The organism is Curtobacterium sp. MCBA15_007 (assembly GCF_001864905.1).
Taxonomy (GTDB): domain Bacteria; phylum Actinomycetota; class Actinomycetes; order Actinomycetales; family Microbacteriaceae; genus Curtobacterium; species Curtobacterium poinsettiae.
In genome coordinates, this window is record NZ_MJGM01000056.1 from 261,058 (window position 1) to 274,828 (window position 13,771).

Sequence of the window (13,771 nt, forward strand, 5' to 3'; positions counted from 1 at the left end):
GCACCGTGCCTCCCGTTCGTGGTCCCGGGGCGCTCCGGGCCGGGCGCGACTGCCGGGGACGCGATCGGTTGGTCGTGGGGACGCCGCCACGCGGGCTCAGCGCACGGCGTCGCGGCCGGGCGCACCGGCGGCGAGGTCGTGGGCAATGCGACGCAGCGCGGCGTCGACGTCGGTCTGTGCACGGTCGACCAGCGCGCTCCACTGGGCTCCGCGTGCGGCCATCACCGTGCGTTGGGCAGCTCGTTCGGCGAGGACGGGGTCGGCACCGTGTTCGCGGCACCACGCCCGGATGGCCGCGACGTGGCAGCGGTGCGCACGGCGCTGTCGGTCGCGCCCGTCGAGGGACTCGACCGATCCGAGTTCGAAGGTGAGTCGTGCGGCCAACGCGCGGTGCGGGTCGTCGAGTCCGCCGAAGGTCGCGACCAGGTGATCGGCGAGGGCATCCACATCGGATGCCGGATCGAGCGCCGTCGCCGGGCGGTTGGCCGCGAGGTGCTCGACGACGGAGTCGATCAGGGCGTCCCGCGAGCCGAAGTGGTACACGACGGGGTAGGCGCTCGTCCCGAGCACACGGCCGAGGCCCCGGACCGTGACGTCCTCGATCTTGGTCTCGACGAAGTGGTCGACCACCTTCTCGAGGATCGCGGGTTTGCGGGTCGGGTCGGGCTTCCTGGGCATGGCATCTCCGTCGTCGTGGCGGTGGTCGCGCGACCGTTTACATACTAGCATCGGTATATCAGTTTCGGGAGCGGACCTGACGGGAGGCATATCCTTGGTGCACCCTCCGTTTCCACCGATAGAAACGGAGAAATACTCGTTTCCAAGTACACTGTTGCGGATGTCCATGCCGTTCGAGCGCGCTCTGCCGCCGTCACGGCCCGAGGGGACCCCCGCTGGACGGGTGGTCGCGGGCCGTCGCCGTGGCGCCGGAAAACGCTTCCTGGTCGTCGGCGACGTCCTGGACGGCGTCCTCGTGCACACCACCGCGCACCGGATCGGGGTGCACGACCCGGCAGCGCAGATCCGCCACCGTCCGACCGGGGCCGGCGGCAACACGGCCACCTGGCTCGGCTGGCTCGGGGCCGAGGTCGACGTCGTCGCCCGGGTCGGGGTCGACGACGTCTACCGGCACGAGCGTGCGCTCGAGGACGCCGGGGTCCGAGCCCACCTGCGCTACGACGCGAGGACGTCCACCGGCGTCGTCGTCTCCGTCCGCAACGACCACGGCCGCACCGCGATGTCCGATCCGGCTGCGAGCGGGAAGATCAGCGCGGCCGACGTCCCGCCCTCGTTGGTCGCACGTGCTGACATCGTGCACCTGACGGGTGCCGCCATGCTCGGCGGCGGGGTCGACCGGCTCGCCGCACTCGTCGCGTGTGCCCGGACAGGGCCGGCGCGCGTCGCGGTGGACCCCTCGTCGGTCGCGGTGATCGAGACCGTCGGCGCGGACCGGTTCCTCCAGGCGCTGCGCGGCGTCGACGTGCTCTTCCCCGACCAGCAGGAGGCGCTCGCCCTCGGCGGAGGGGACGACCTCGACGCCGCGGTGCGCCGGCTGACCGAGCACGTCCCGCTGGTCGTCGTCACGGCGGGGGCGGACGGCGCACTGATCGGGCGCCGGGGGCGGAGCGTCCAACGGGTCCCTGCGACGCCCGCGACCGTCGTCGACACCATCGGCGCCGGGGACGCCTTCGTCGCCGGGTTCGTCCGCGCCTGGGCGACCGACCCGGTGCGGGTCGGTGCGGCGGCACGCGAGGGCACCCGGGTCGCCGCTCGGGCACTCGGTTTCGTGGGCGGTCGGCCGCCGGTCTGAGCGACCTGAGCGACCTGGGTGATCTGCGTGATCTGCGTGATCTGCGCGATCCGACCGGCGGTGCTGCCTGCGGGTCAGCGCTCCGACGGCTCGGCGACCACGTTCAGGGTCTGGACGAGTCCGGCACCCACGGGTGCGAGCCGGATCTCGACGCGCAGCCGCCCGCACGCGCCGGGCATCCACCAGCGCAGGTGCGACGGTGCGGAAGAGGACTCGGCCACCGGTGCCGCAGCGAGGTCGGCGTCGACCTCGGACACGGCCTGGGCGACCGCGCGCCGTCGACGGTCGTAGGGCACGTCCATCGCCACGTTGGGCGTGCAGATCGCGTCCGCCAGGTCGTCGCGCCAGTCGGCCAGGAGGCGCATCACCGCGGCCTGCGCGGCTCGCGTCGCGCGGCTGGTCACCGCCGCCCCGGTGCTCGGTCCGGTCGCCGCGGGTGCGTCCGTCGTCAGCGCCGCCCCGAGCACGAGGTCGTGCGCCTGCTGCGCGGCAGCGGAGACCTTGGCCTGGGTGGCGTTCTCGAACGCGACGACCCCGAGGCCGTCGCGCACGGACCACCGCATGTGGGCGGAGAAGCCCGGGTAGCCGCCGGAGTGGGACACGAGTTCGCCGAAGCGGTCGTCCTGCTCGACGAACAGCCCGAAGCCGTACGCGGTTGCGCGGGGCGAACCCGGGACGACCGACGGGGGGACGACCCGCATCGCCTGCTGCATGAGCCGGCGGTCGGCGGGGGAGACCGGACCGGGTTCGGGCGCGCCGGAGAAGCCAGAGCCGAGGTGGGTCGCCCAGCGAGCCAGGTCGCGCACGGTCGAGAACAGTCCACCGATCGACGAGAACGCGCCGGGCCCGGTCATCGGCAGGGGTTCCCAGTCGCCCTCGTGCCCGCGGACACCGGTGACCACGAACCCGCTGGACTCGTCGGCGCGGAACACCGTGTCGGCCAGTCCGAGGGGACGCAACACGATCTCGCTGGCGGCCTGGGTGAAGGGCTGCCCCGTCACGACGGCGACGACCCGGCCGAGCAGTGCGTACCCCAGGTTCGAGTACGCGAAGCGGGTGCCGGGCAGGGAGTCGAACAGCAGGCCAGCACGCAGGACCTGGTCGAGCTCGGCGTCCGAGATGGACTCCTGGCGGTCGGCCCAGGGATCGTCAGTGGGGAACCCGGCCGACATCGTCAGCAGCATCCGCACCGTGGGGACGGGAGAGTCCGGGGCCGGCAGGGCGACGGCGTCGAAGGCCGGCACGAAGTCGGTGATCGGGGCGTCGAGGTCGAGCAAGCCCCGGGCGACGAGCGTCAGCAGGGTCGCGGCCGTGACGCTCTTGGTGCACGAGGCGATGCGGTACACGGTGTCCGCGTCCGGCCGCTGACCGTCACCGCGGTCGCCGTGCCCGCCGGAGGCGACGAGCCCGGAACGGTCGAACACACCCCACACACTGCTCGGCGCGATGCCCTGGTCGACACGAGCGCGGAACAGCTCGTCGACCTGGTCGACGACCGCAGCCACCGCGGGGTGCGCATCGTTCGCGAGCGGCGCATCCTTCACGAGCGGCGCATCCGCTCGTAGGCGTCCAACGCCCGCTGGCGTGACGCCTTCAGGTCGACCATCGGCTCGGGGCGCAGCTCGTCGGCGGGAACCCAGCGGTGGACGTACTCGCGGTGCGGGTCGAACCGCTCGAGCTGCCGATCGGGGTTGAAGACACGGAAGTACGGTGCGGCGTCGAAGCCGGAACCCGCGACCCACTGCCAGTTCGCCGCGTTGTTCGCGGGGTCGGCGTCGACCAGCGTGTCCCAGAACCACTGCTCCCCGACGCGCCAGTCGACGAGCAGGTTCTTCACCAGGAAGCTCCCGGCGGCCAGCCGCACCCGGTTGTGCATCGCACCGCTGTGCCAGAGCTCGCGCATGCCGGCGTCGACCAGGTCGAAGCCGGTCAGGCCCTGTCGCCAGCGCTCGAGCTCGGCTTCCTCGGGGTCACGCCAGGGGAACGCGTCGAAGTTCCGACGGACGTTGACGGTGGCGATGTCGTCGCAGTGGAAGTACTCGTTCCAGTTGAACTCACGCCATGCTAGCTGCCGGAGGAACGCCGAGGCGTTCTGGCGCTGCGCGGGCTCGAGCCGCTCGTGCAGGCGGTGCCACACCTGGTACGGGCTGATCTCGCCCCACCGCAGGAACGGGGAGAGGCTGCTCGTGGCCTCCATCGCGGGCTCGTCCCGCTGGTCGTAGTCCTCGAGCGCGTGCTCGACGAAGTGCTCGAGCTGCTGCCGGGCGCCGTGCTCGCCCGGGGTCCAGGCGTCGCGGAGCCCACCGGCCCAGTCGGGCTCCGTCGGCAGCAGCGCCCAGTCGGACAGTGGGTCACCGGTGACGTCGGCCGCAGCGGGCAGGTCGTCCGGGTCCGGCAGGGGGTGCCGTGGCTCGGGCAGTGCCTGGACGGCGTTCCAGAACGGCGTGAACACCTTGTACGGCTCGCCCTGGCCGGTGAGCACCGTCCACGGTTCCCAGAGCAGGTTCGCGGCGAAGCTGTGCGCCTCGATGCCGCGATCGTGCAGTGCGCCCTTGATCCCGGCGTCGATGTCGCGCTCGACGGCGCCGTACCGGCGGTTCCAGTACACGGCGTCCGCGCCCGTCTCGGCGACGAGCTGGTCGATGGTCTGCGCCGCGGCACCGCGTCGCAGGACCAGCCGGGAACCCCGCTCGCACAGGTCGGCGTCGAGCGCGGTCAGGGAGTGGTGCAGCCACCAGCGGCTCGCCGCACCGATCGGACGGAGTCCGGGGGACTGCTCGTCGAGGACGACCACCACGGTGACGTCGCCGCCGTGGTCGATCGCCGCACGGAGCGCCGGGTTGTCGGACAGCCGCAGGTCGTCACGGAGCCAGACGATCGCGCCGGTCACACCGTCGCCGAATCCAGCGTGGTGACCGCTCGGGGCGTCGAGCGCCGGCCCGGTGCCGTGCCGACTGCCAGCCGGAGCTTGGTGCAGAGTTCGGTGAGGGTGCGGAGCTCGGGGTCGGACAGGCCGGCGCCCACCTGCTGGGCGATGCTCGCCGCGTGCTGCACGGCGACCTGCCGGTAGACGTCGAAGCCGTGCGGGGTCAGCGCCACGATCACGCCGCGGGCATCGGTGGGGTCCGGCTGCTTCTCGACGATGCCGCGGGCGAGCAGTCGGTCGACCAGGCGGCTGACGCTCGGCTGGGTGAGCAGCAGGTGCCCGGTGAGGTCGCGCATCCGGCAGCGTCGACCGGGCTGGGTCGACAGGTTGAAGCACACGTCGTACTCGTTGAACGAGATCTCGTCGCCGGGGAAGTCCGCGTTGAGACTCCGCATCACGGCGACCTGGGCGCGGAACAGCGCTTCCCAGGCGGCCACGGCGGTCGCCTTCTCACTGCGGCGTGTCTCGCTCACGTTCGCGTTCCCTCCGGTCGTCGGACTGACCACACTACCGACGGGCTCCGACAGGAGCCGGGCGACATGCACGAGGGCCGGCCACCTGTCGGCGACCGGCCCTCTCCCTTGCACCAAGAGTTTCCTGCAATCACATTCCGCAGGCGGTGCCACAGCAAACACCGTCTGCACCACCGACTGTATAACGAAGCGGTAACGGGGCGCCAGCCTCTCCGGGCCCGGTTCGCTGCGAGTTCACCAAGAGCAGTCGGAGCGTTTCAGAAGAGGTCGGGTGACGGGGTCGACGCGTACCGCACGGCGACGTCCGCGTGCCGGTCGAAGCGGTAGCCGACGCCGCGCACGGTCCGGACGATCTCCTCGAAGGCGCCGAGCTTGGAGCGGAGGCGACGGACGTGCACGTCGATGGTGCGCTCGTTCGGGGTCTCGTCCTCGCCGTCGGACCACAGGCCCTCGATGATCGCGGAGCGGTCGACGGTCTGGCCCTCGCGGAGGACCAGGAACTGCAGGAGCTCGAACTCCTTGTAGGTCAGGGGCGCGGCTTCACCGTCGAGGGTCACGCGCTTCCGGGAGATGTCGATGACGACGCCCGTCTCCTCGGGTTCGGGCTTCTCGGCCTGCTTGCGGGCGGCCACCGCGGAGCGGTCCTGCAGCGCGAGGCGGACGACGTCGACGTCGCGGCCACCGGAGTGCTCGGCGGCGACGGCGACGGCCGCGTAGGTCTCGGACGACGGGACGAGCTGGGCGGTGAGTGCCTTGAGCTGCTCGACGACCGCGGCCAGGGTCGTGCCGGCGGCCGCGGCCTTGGCTTCGTCGATGCCGACGTACAGGGCGAAGCCGCGAGCCTCGGTGCCCTCCGGCAGGGCGCGGTTCCGCTGCGGCGCGACCACCGGGCTCGTCGGCGCGGTGGCCGGTCCGCTCGCCGCCGGGGAGACGGGTCGCGGGCGGATCGGCGTCACGGTGCCGAGGTCGGTCGGGGTCGGTACTGAGCGGAGCGCGGTGCGGGGCTGGGCGATGGTGAGCGACATGGTGGTTCTCCGGGCGGTGTGGCCGGTGCGCGGGTGGGCGGCGGCCGGTGTCGAATGCGTCATCCCGGGTACGGCGGTACGCCGATGTGCCCTGCGGTCCTGCTGCGGACCGGGGCCGACCCGGGGGAACGGGAGACAGACCTCGTGACGTGGTGCGCGTCGCCGACGGTGTCCGTCACCCGGGGATCACGCTCGCGCGACGGGGGTGGTGTCGCGGGGGATCCGGCTGGAACGGGTGCCGATCAGGCACACATTCGACAACGCATGACCGACATGGTCGGCATCATCGTGCCGACGGTCCCCACTGCCCCTGCGGAGGAGCACGCCTCGGAGAGGACGCGGGTGGACACGGTTGCAGTCATGTGACGAGTATCTGCGGTATACCAACGCGGTGTCAACCGTCCGCACGGACGGTGCGGTGAGGGCGACCGCACGGACGACAGGAGGCGCGGTGCCGACCGGCACCGCGCCTCCTGTCCGTGGGGTGGTCGCTACTCGGCCAGGCCGTAGAGCCGGTCGCCGGCGTCGCCGAGACCCGGGACGATGTAGCCGTTCTCGTCGAGCTTCTCGTCCAGCGCGCCGAGGACGATCGAGACGTTGCGGTCGCCGACGGCCTGCTCGACCATCGCGAGGCCCTCTGGCGCGCCGAGGATGCACACGCACGTGACCTCCTGCGCACCGCGGGCGAAGAGGAAGTCGATCGCAGCAGCCAGGGTGCCACCGGTGGCGAGCATCGGGTCGAGCACGAAGCACTGGCGCCCGGTCAGGTCGTCGGGCAGGCGCTCGGCGTAGGTCTGCGGCTCGAGGGTCTCCTCGTTGCGGGCCATGCCGAGGAAGCCGACCTCGGCCGTCGGGACGAGCTTGACCATGCCCTCGAGCATGCCGAGCCCGGCACGGAGGATCGGGACGACGAGCGGGCGCGGCTTGGCGATCGCGACGCCCATGGTGTGCGCGACCGGTGTGTCGATCGGCGTCGCCGTGACCCGGACGCCCCGCGTGGCCTCGTACGCGAGGAGCGTGACGAGCTCCTCGGTCAGGGCGCGGAACGTGGGAGAGGGCGTCGTACGGTCGCGGAGCACCGAGAGCTTGTGGGTGATGAGCGGGTGGTCGGCGACGTGGACTCGCATAGGGTCGAGCCTAGCGTGCCGTCGACCGTCAGGAGGTCCCGTGGAGGAGCCCGCAGCCCGCCCGTTCGTCCCGGCGATGGAGCGCGCGCTCGACGAGGCTCGACGGTGCCTGGAGACCGACGACGTGCCGGTCGGCGCCGTGGTGCTCGACCGCGACGGGGCCGTGGTCGCCACCGGCCGGAACGAGCGCGAGGCGCGGCAGGACCCGACCGCCCATGCCGAGGTCCTCGCACTGCGTGCCGCCGCGGCGGTGACGGGGGACTGGCACCTCGAGCAGCACACGCTCGTGGTGACGCTCGAACCGTGCCCGATGTGCGCCGGCGCGGTCATGGCCGCGCGGGTGCCCCGGGTCGTGTTCGGCGCGTGGGACCCGAAGGCCGGTGCCAGCGGCAGCGTCTACGACATCGCCAGGGACCGCCGGCTGCCGCACCGCTCCGAGGTCATCGGCGGGGTGCTCGAAGCGGCGTGCGCCGAGCTGCTCGACGCCTTCTTCAGTCCGCGGCGAGGATGACGATCGCCTCGGTCGGCGGCTGCGGACCGGTGCGCAGGACGTCCGGCTCGACGTAGATCACCCGGGCGATCGGCACGGCGCTCCGGACCCGCTGCTCGACGGTGTCGATCCCCGCGGCGACGTCACCGAGCCGGCGGTCCCCGTCGACGGCGACCTTCACGCCGACCATGAGCTCGTCCGGCCCGAGGTACAGGGTCTTCAGGTGGATGATCGCGTCGACCTCGGGGCCGTCGAGCACCGCCTGCTTGATGCGCTCGACGTCGGCGGCGGTGGCGCCCTCGCCGACGAGCAGGCTCTTCGTCTCGATGCCGAGCACCACTGCGACGGCGATGAGCAGCGCCGCGATGAGCATGGTGCCGATCGCGTCGAACACCCCGTTGCCGGTGATCGCGGTCAGGCCGACGCCGAACAGGGCGAACACCAGGCCGAACAGGGCAGCGGTGTCCTCGAGCATCACGACGGGCAGCTCCGGGGCCTTCGCGCGGCGGACGAACTGCACCCAGCTCTGCGAGCCCTTCTGCGGCCGGGCTTCCTTCAGGGCGGTGCGGAGCGAGAAGCCCTCGAGCCCGATGCCGATGACGAGCACGACGAGGGGCAGCCACCAGTTCTCGAGCGGGTGCGGGTGGGCGAGCTTCTCGATGCCCTCGTAGAGCGAGAACACACCGCCGACCGAGAACAGGATGATCGAGACGACGAACGCGTACACGTAGCGTTCACGGCCGTAGCCGAAGGGGTGCTCTTGATCCGCGGCGCGTCGGGCCTTGCGGCCACCGAGCAGCAGCAGGAGCTGGTTCGCCGAGTCGGCCAGGGAGTGCACACCCTCGGCCAGCATCGACGCGGAGCCGCTGATCGCCGCCGCGATGAACTTCACGATCGCGATGCCGATGTTGGCACCGAGTGCGGCGAAGATCGCCTTCGTGCCTCCGGAAGCGCTCACAGCTGTCCCCTTCTCGTGGTCTGCGACACGATCCTAGGCGGGTGGCGTCGGTAGGGTCGGGAGCATGACGATCGACCTGCCCCGCACCGCCCTGCTCGGGGTCGGTTCCATGTCCGGCGCGGTCCTCGACGGCCTGCTCGCCGCGGGACTCGACCCGGCCACCGTGACCCTGACCACCAAGTCCGAGGCATCCGCAGCGGCCCACCGTGAGCGCGGCCTCGACGCCACGGCGAGCGACACCGACCCGGACGCCAACCGGGCGGCGGTCCGTGGAGCCGCCCTCGTCGTGGTCGGCGTGAAGCCGTACATGATCGCGGACCTGCTCGACGAGGTCGCCGGCGCCCTGGCGCCCGGCGCCGTCCTGGTCAGCGTCGCCGTCGGCACCACCACCGCGAGCATGGAGGCACGGGTGCCCGCCGGTGTCCGGGTCGTCCGTGCCCTGCCGAACACCCCGATCGGCGTCGGCCACGGCGTCACCGGCATCAGTGCGGGTACCTCGGCCGATGCCGAGGCCGTCGCGCTGGCGTCGTCGGTGTTCACCGCCTCGGGCGAGGTCATCGAGGTGCCCGAGTCGCAGCTCGACGCGCTGTCCGCGGTGTCCGGCTCCGGACCCGCCTACGTCTTCCTGCTGGTCGAACAGTGGCAGCGTGCCGCCGAGGAGCTCGGGTTCAGCCACGAACAGGCGGCGACGATGGTGCAGGGCACGGTCCGGGGTGCCGTCGAGTTGCTCGGGCGCTCCGGCCGCGAGCCCGCCGACCTGCGCCGTGCGGTCACCAGCCCGAAGGGCACGACGGAGCGTGCCGTCGCGGTGCTGCAGGACGCCGACCTGGCGGACACGCTGCTGCGCGCGTCGCGCGCCGCGATCGCACGTGCCGAGGAGATCGCCGTGTCGTAGCGCAGCGCCGGGGTGCGGTGCGGACGCTGCCCCTCCCTCGCAGGCTCGGTCGGCGCGGCCCGCGTGCCGCTGGCGCGGCACCGCTGAGCGGGCCGCGCTATTCGTACGCGGCGAAGCGCTCCAGGTCGCTCTCCGAACCCGAGACGATGATGACGTCGTCCTCGCCGATGACACTGTCCGGCGTCGCCGGCACGAACGGGCTGCCGGGCGGCTTGATGCCGAGCACCGTCAGGCCGAAGCGGGTCCGGATGACCGTGGTGGCGAGGTCCTTGCCGCGGACCGCGCGCGGCGGGAACATCTTGACCACGGCGAAGTCGTCGTCGAACTCGATGAAGTCGAGCATCCGGCCGGAGACCAGGTGCGCCGTGCGCTCGCCGGCCTCACGCTCCGGGTAGACGACGTGGTTCGCGCCGATGCGGGACAGGATCGTGCCGTGCGACCGGCTGATGGCCTTCGCCCAGATCTGCGGGACGCCGAGGTCGACCAGGTTCGCCGTGATCAGGACGCTCGACTCCAGGTCACTGCCGGTGCCGACGACGGCGATGGCGAAGTCCTGTGCGCCGATCTGGCGGAGCGCGTCGATGTCGGTGGCGTCCGCCTGCACCGCGTGGGTGACCCGGTCGGACCACTTCTGCACCAGCCCGGCGTCGGTGTCGACGACCAGCACCTCGCGGTCCTGGCGTTCGAGCTGGCCGGCGGTGGCGGCACCGAAGCGACCGAGCCCGATGACCAGGACGGGAGCGTCGTGACTGATGGCACCGTGCTGGTGCGACGAACGGGTGCGGTCAGCCAACGATCGGCCTCTCCTCGGGACGGCGGAACAGTTGCCGGCTCTGGCTGGCGGCCAGGGCAGCGGCGATGGTCACTGTACCGACCCGGCCGAGGAACATGGTGGCGGCGAGGACGTACTTGCCCGGTTCGGGCAGGTCCGCGGACACACCGGAGGACAGGCCACTGGTCGAGAACGCCGAGATCACCTCGAAGAGCACGCGGTCGAGCGAGTCGTCGGTGATCTGCAGGAGCACCACCGTCGCGACCGCCACGATCGTCGCGCCCCAGAGCACGATGGCCACCGCGACCCGCAGGACGTCGCTCGGGATCCGGCGGCCGAAGGCCTCCATGCTCTGACGACCGCGGGCCTCGGCGACGGCGGCCAGGAACAGCACCGCGAGGGTCGTGACCTTGATGCCACCGGCGGTCGAGGCGGACCCGCCGCCGATGAACATGAGCATGTCGGTGACGAGCAGGCTCGAGCCGTTGAGCTGGTCGAAGTCGACGAGCGAGAAGCCACCCGACCGGGTCATGGTCGACAGGAAGAGTGCCTGGAACGCGGTGCGCCCGGCGCCTTCCTCGCCGAAGGTCGTCGGGTTCGACGCCTCGAGCGCGATGTAGACGGCCGCGCCGCCGAGGAGCAGGACCGCGCTCGTCGCCAGGGTGAGCTTGACGTGGATCGGCCAGCGGCGCGGGGTGCGCAACTGCTTCGTCAGGGCACGGATCACCGGGAACCCGATGGACCCCGCCACGACCCCCACCATCAGGAGCGACAGGAACCAGTAGTCGTGGGCGAACGGGTCCAGGCCGTCGGCGTTGGGCGAGAACCCGGTGTTCGTGAAGGCCATGGCCGCGTAGTAGAAGGAGTCGCCGACCGCGGTCCAGAACGGGATGCCGGCGATGAGCACCGACGGCAGGAGCAGCAGCCCGAGGACGATCTCGATCGACAGCGTGCTCACCGCCACGGTCGCGAGCAGGGTGCCGACCTCGCCGAGCCGGACGGCCTGGCCCTCGGGCACGGCGCCGTGGTGGGTGCGGAGCGGGTTCGAGTCGCCGGCTGCCATCAGCTTGGCGCGCAGGCCGAGCTTGCGGGTGACGAACAAGCCGAGGATCGACGCGAAGGTCAGCACGCCGACGGCGCCGATCTGGGTGCCGATGACCACCAGGACCTTGCCGAACACCGACCAGTGCGTCGCCATGTCGACCGTGGACAACCCCGTCACGCAGACCACCGACGCGGCGGTGAAGAGGGCGTCCGCAAAGTGGGTGCTGCTGCGGTCCGCCGTGGCCCACGGCGTCATGAAGAGCACCGTGAACAGGAAGATCAGCGCGATGAACACGACGATCGCCAGCCGGGACGGTGACGAGCGGAGCACCGTCGCGATCCGGCTCGCCCGTCGTCGGCCGACACCCACGTGGTGCGGGATCGGCTCGGTTCGGTCGAGCATGCGTATGCCTCCGAGGACATGGGCCGGGACGGTTCGTCATGGTACATCCGTGGCGCCCCGGCTAGCCTTGCCACCATGGCCGACATCTTCTCCGTCGTGGCGGACCCGACCCGGCGCGAGCTGCTCGGCACCCTGCTGTCCGCCTACGGTTCGGACGTCACCGGCGGGGAGCTCAGCGTCGGCCAGCTCGTCGAACGCCTCGGGGTCAGCCAGCCAACGGTGTCGAAGCACCTGCGTGTCCTGCGTGACATCGGTCTCGTCACCAGCCGTGAAGAAGGGCAGCACCGCTACTACCGACTCGACCCGGAGCCGCTCGTGCGCCTGGAGGAGTGGGTCCTGCCGTTCACGGGGGCGGTCGACGCCGACGGCACCCCGGCCACCACGGCGTGGACGCCGGACGGCCAGCCCGTGTCGATCCGCCGGAACGGTGCGGCCGGCAAGGCGACGGTGGAGGTCGGCACCGAACTCGGTCGCGTCATGGCGGAGGCGTCGTACCGGGCGACCGCCGCGATCTCCGGCGCGCAGCAGGGCTGGGAGCGCGTCGTCGACCGCAGCCGCAAGCGCTTCACCCGTCGGGGCGACGAGGACTGAGTCCCGTCACACCCGCCGGCGAGCACCTGGCGAGGGTTGGTGCGCGCTGCTCGGACTGATCCTGGACACCGGGTCGCACGCGCCTCTACAGTTGCCACTGACCACACAGGTCACACCACTGGCGTGCGCAGCGCGTGCGAGCCCCGAAGGCGGACCATGACCGGCAGTTTCGACGATGTGCGCTTCCTCACCGTCGCTGAGGTCGCCGAGATGATGCGCGTCTCGAAGATGACCGTCTACCGGATGGTGCACGCCGGGGAGCTCCCCGCGATCCGCTTCGGCCGCTCCTTCCGCGTCCCCGAGTCAGCCGTCGCCGACGTGCTGCGCGGTGGTGTGGCGGACGTCGGCTGAGCGCGCGTTCGACATCACAGCGGGCAGCCGGTAGACTCGGGCAGGTTGATTTTCCGCGGTCTCTTCGGCCCGGTGTCCGTACATCAGCATCAGTCCGAGCGAGGTCCACATGGGTTCTGTCATCAAGAAGCGTCGTAAGCGCATGGCGAAGAAGAAGCACCGCAAGCTCCTTCGCAAGACGCGTCACCAGCGACGCAACAAGAAGTAGATCCTCAACAGGTCTGCGCAGGTCGAAGGACCTGCACGAGAAGCCCCGGTTCGCCGGGGCTTTTGCGTTCCCGGGCTACGCTGGGACCATGCCCGCAGTGACGTTCCTGACGAAGCCCGGATGCCACCTGTGCGACGACGCCCGGCCCGTGGTCGAACGCGTCGTCGCCGACCACCCGGGGGTCACCCTGCAGGAACGCTCGATCCTCGACGACGACGCCCTCCGCCAGGAGTACGCGGAGGACATCCCCGTGGTGCTCATCGACGGGCGCGTCCACAGCAACTGGCACGTCGACGCCGACCGGCTCGCACGTGCCCTCGAGAAGGCCGGTTCCCCCGCATGATCTCCCACGTCGTCGCCTGGACCCTGCGCGAGGACCTCGACCGCGCCGCGTCCATCGCCCGGATCCGTGAGCTCCTGACCGGCCTCAACGGCACCATCGGGTCGATCCGTTCGCTCGAGGTCGTCGAGAACGTCGCCTACCCGGAGAAGAACAGCGACGTCGCGGTCGTCGCCACCTTCGACGACCTCGCCGGACTCGACGAGTACCAGGTGCATCCGGCGCACCAGGCCGCGGCAGCCGAGATCCGCGACCTGGTCACCGCGCGGGCCGCCATCGACTGGCAGAGCTGAGCCGGGCCTCCCGTCCCGCCCCGGCGCTGCGTGCGTTGCGTGCGTCCAGTGAGCAGAAGAGGTCG

17 protein-coding genes are annotated in these 13,771 nt (G+C 71.5%); 8 read left to right on the forward strand and 9 right to left on the reverse strand.

Annotated elements, in window-relative coordinates; translation table 11 throughout:
* Positions 1 to 96: 96 nt before the first annotated feature.
* Complete coding sequence (locus BIU95_RS15035; RefSeq protein ID WP_017888566.1) at positions 97 to 678, reverse strand: TetR/AcrR family transcriptional regulator; 582 nt, start codon at positions 676 to 678, stop codon at positions 97 to 99.
* A 160-nt stretch (positions 679 to 838) separates the two neighbouring features.
* Here BIU95_RS15035 and BIU95_RS15040 point away from each other — a divergent pair, with 160 nt between their 5' ends.
* The gene (locus BIU95_RS15040) at positions 839 to 1,810 is read left to right on the forward strand and encodes a carbohydrate kinase family protein (protein ID WP_175470780.1); all 972 of its coding nucleotides are present in this window, start codon (positions 839 to 841) and stop codon (positions 1,808 to 1,810) included.
* Positions 1,811 to 1,884: 74 nt separating this feature from the next.
* Here BIU95_RS15040 and BIU95_RS15045 read toward each other — a convergent pair whose 3' ends face one another.
* The 5 genes from BIU95_RS15045 to upp form a co-directional block, all read right to left on the reverse strand.
* Positions 1,885 to 3,354, reverse strand: a complete 1,470-nt coding sequence (locus BIU95_RS15045; protein WP_017888568.1) for a serine hydrolase — start codon at positions 3,352 to 3,354, stop codon at positions 1,885 to 1,887.
* Entirely contained in the window at positions 3,351 to 4,700 is a 1,350-nt protein-coding gene (locus tag BIU95_RS15050) for a deoxyribodipyrimidine photo-lyase (protein ID WP_071252033.1), read from the reverse strand. Before BIU95_RS15050 ends, BIU95_RS15045 begins: the two co-directional genes overlap by 4 nt.
* A complete protein-coding gene (locus BIU95_RS15055) occupies positions 4,697 to 5,209 on the reverse strand; it encodes a MarR family winged helix-turn-helix transcriptional regulator (RefSeq protein ID WP_235045702.1) in 513 nt (170 codons plus the stop codon). Before BIU95_RS15055 ends, BIU95_RS15050 begins: the two co-directional genes overlap by 4 nt.
* A 257-nt stretch (positions 5,210 to 5,466) precedes the next feature.
* Positions 5,467 to 6,234, reverse strand: coding sequence for a winged helix-turn-helix domain-containing protein (locus BIU95_RS15060; RefSeq protein WP_017888571.1), 768 nt, complete (start codon positions 6,232 to 6,234; stop codon positions 5,467 to 5,469).
* A gap of 491 nt (positions 6,235 to 6,725) precedes the next feature.
* On the reverse strand, positions 6,726 to 7,361 hold the full coding sequence (gene upp, locus BIU95_RS15065; protein ID WP_017888572.1) for a uracil phosphoribosyltransferase: 636 nt from the start codon (positions 7,359 to 7,361) through the stop codon (positions 6,726 to 6,728).
* A gap of 76 nt (positions 7,362 to 7,437) precedes the next feature.
* On the opposite strand from upp, the gene BIU95_RS15070 reads away from it, so the two are divergent.
* Positions 7,438 to 7,872 (forward strand): nucleoside deaminase, encoded by a 435-nt coding sequence (locus BIU95_RS15070; protein ID WP_042538238.1) that lies wholly within the window; start codon positions 7,438 to 7,440, stop codon positions 7,870 to 7,872.
* On the opposite strand, the gene BIU95_RS15075 is transcribed toward BIU95_RS15070, so the two are convergent.
* Positions 7,853 to 8,809 carry a cation diffusion facilitator family transporter gene (locus BIU95_RS15075; protein WP_071252034.1) on the reverse strand — a complete coding sequence of 319 codons (957 nt, stop codon included), beginning with the start codon at positions 8,807 to 8,809 and terminating at the stop codon, positions 7,853 to 7,855. The two genes, BIU95_RS15070 and BIU95_RS15075, sit on opposite strands and share 20 nt — an antisense overlap.
* Before the next feature lie 64 nt (positions 8,810 to 8,873).
* Between BIU95_RS15075 and proC the strand changes: the two genes are divergently transcribed.
* Complete coding sequence (gene proC, locus BIU95_RS15080; RefSeq protein ID WP_071252035.1) at positions 8,874 to 9,704, forward strand: pyrroline-5-carboxylate reductase; 831 nt, start codon at positions 8,874 to 8,876, stop codon at positions 9,702 to 9,704.
* Between the two features lie 97 nt (positions 9,705 to 9,801).
* Here the strand turns inward: proC and BIU95_RS15085 are convergent, their stop codons facing one another.
* Together BIU95_RS15085 and BIU95_RS15090 are read right to left on the reverse strand one after the other, a co-directional pair.
* Positions 9,802 to 10,458 (reverse strand): TrkA family potassium uptake protein, encoded by a 657-nt coding sequence (locus tag BIU95_RS15085; RefSeq protein WP_031260480.1) that lies wholly within the window; start codon positions 10,456 to 10,458, stop codon positions 9,802 to 9,804.
* A gap of 31 nt (positions 10,459 to 10,489) precedes the next feature.
* Positions 10,490 to 11,923, reverse strand: a complete 1,434-nt coding sequence (locus BIU95_RS15090) for a TrkH family potassium uptake protein (protein WP_017888577.1) — start codon at positions 11,921 to 11,923, stop codon at positions 10,490 to 10,492.
* 75 nt (positions 11,924 to 11,998) lie between these two features.
* Here BIU95_RS15090 and BIU95_RS15095 point away from each other — a divergent pair, with 75 nt between their 5' ends.
* The 5 genes from BIU95_RS15095 (at position 11,999) to BIU95_RS15110 (ending at position 13,706) form a co-directional block, all read left to right on the forward strand.
* Positions 11,999 to 12,514 carry a helix-turn-helix transcriptional regulator gene (locus BIU95_RS15095; RefSeq protein ID WP_017888578.1) on the forward strand — a complete coding sequence of 172 codons (516 nt, stop codon included), beginning with the start codon at positions 11,999 to 12,001 and terminating at the stop codon, positions 12,512 to 12,514.
* Between the two features lie 156 nt (positions 12,515 to 12,670).
* A complete protein-coding gene (locus BIU95_RS15100; protein WP_017888579.1) occupies positions 12,671 to 12,865 on the forward strand; it encodes a helix-turn-helix domain-containing protein in 195 nt (64 codons plus the stop codon).
* A 109-nt stretch (positions 12,866 to 12,974) separates the two neighbouring features.
* Positions 12,975 to 13,073, forward strand: a complete 99-nt coding sequence (locus tag BIU95_RS17870) for an AURKAIP1/COX24 domain-containing protein (protein WP_003792170.1) — start codon at positions 12,975 to 12,977, stop codon at positions 13,071 to 13,073.
* A gap of 88 nt (positions 13,074 to 13,161) precedes the next feature.
* On the forward strand, positions 13,162 to 13,416 hold the full coding sequence (locus BIU95_RS15105; protein ID WP_042538082.1) for a glutaredoxin family protein: 255 nt from the start codon (positions 13,162 to 13,164) through the stop codon (positions 13,414 to 13,416).
* Complete coding sequence (locus BIU95_RS15110; protein WP_071252036.1) at positions 13,413 to 13,706, forward strand: Dabb family protein; 294 nt, start codon at positions 13,413 to 13,415, stop codon at positions 13,704 to 13,706. The genes BIU95_RS15105 and BIU95_RS15110 overlap by 4 nt, the downstream gene beginning before the upstream one ends.
* Positions 13,707 to 13,771: the final 65 nt, after the last annotated feature.

Coding starts and splice junctions, on each gene's coding strand:
- BIU95_RS15110 (WP_071252036.1), top strand. CDS start 13,413: ATGATCTCCCACGTCGTCGCCTGGACCCTGCGCGAGGACCTCGACCGC.
- upp (WP_017888572.1), bottom strand. CDS start 7,361: ATGCGAGTCCACGTCGCCGACCACCCGCTCATCACCCACAAGCTCTCG.
- BIU95_RS15105 (WP_042538082.1), top strand. CDS start 13,162: ATGCCCGCAGTGACGTTCCTGACGAAGCCCGGATGCCACCTGTGCGAC.
- BIU95_RS17870 (WP_003792170.1), top strand. CDS start 12,975: ATGGGTTCTGTCATCAAGAAGCGTCGTAAGCGCATGGCGAAGAAGAAG.
- BIU95_RS15090 (WP_017888577.1), bottom strand. CDS start 11,923: ATGCTCGACCGAACCGAGCCGATCCCGCACCACGTGGGTGTCGGCCGA.
- BIU95_RS15060 (WP_017888571.1), bottom strand. CDS start 6,234: ATGTCGCTCACCATCGCCCAGCCCCGCACCGCGCTCCGCTCAGTACCG.
- BIU95_RS15070 (WP_042538238.1), top strand. CDS start 7,438: ATGGAGCGCGCGCTCGACGAGGCTCGACGGTGCCTGGAGACCGACGAC.
- BIU95_RS15035 (WP_017888566.1), bottom strand. CDS start 678: ATGCCCAGGAAGCCCGACCCGACCCGCAAACCCGCGATCCTCGAGAAG.
- BIU95_RS15100 (WP_017888579.1), top strand. CDS start 12,671: ATGACCGGCAGTTTCGACGATGTGCGCTTCCTCACCGTCGCTGAGGTC.
- BIU95_RS15040 (WP_175470780.1), top strand. CDS start 839: ATGTCCATGCCGTTCGAGCGCGCTCTGCCGCCGTCACGGCCCGAGGGG.
- BIU95_RS15095 (WP_017888578.1), top strand. CDS start 11,999: ATGGCCGACATCTTCTCCGTCGTGGCGGACCCGACCCGGCGCGAGCTG.
- proC (WP_071252035.1), top strand. CDS start 8,874: ATGACGATCGACCTGCCCCGCACCGCCCTGCTCGGGGTCGGTTCCATG.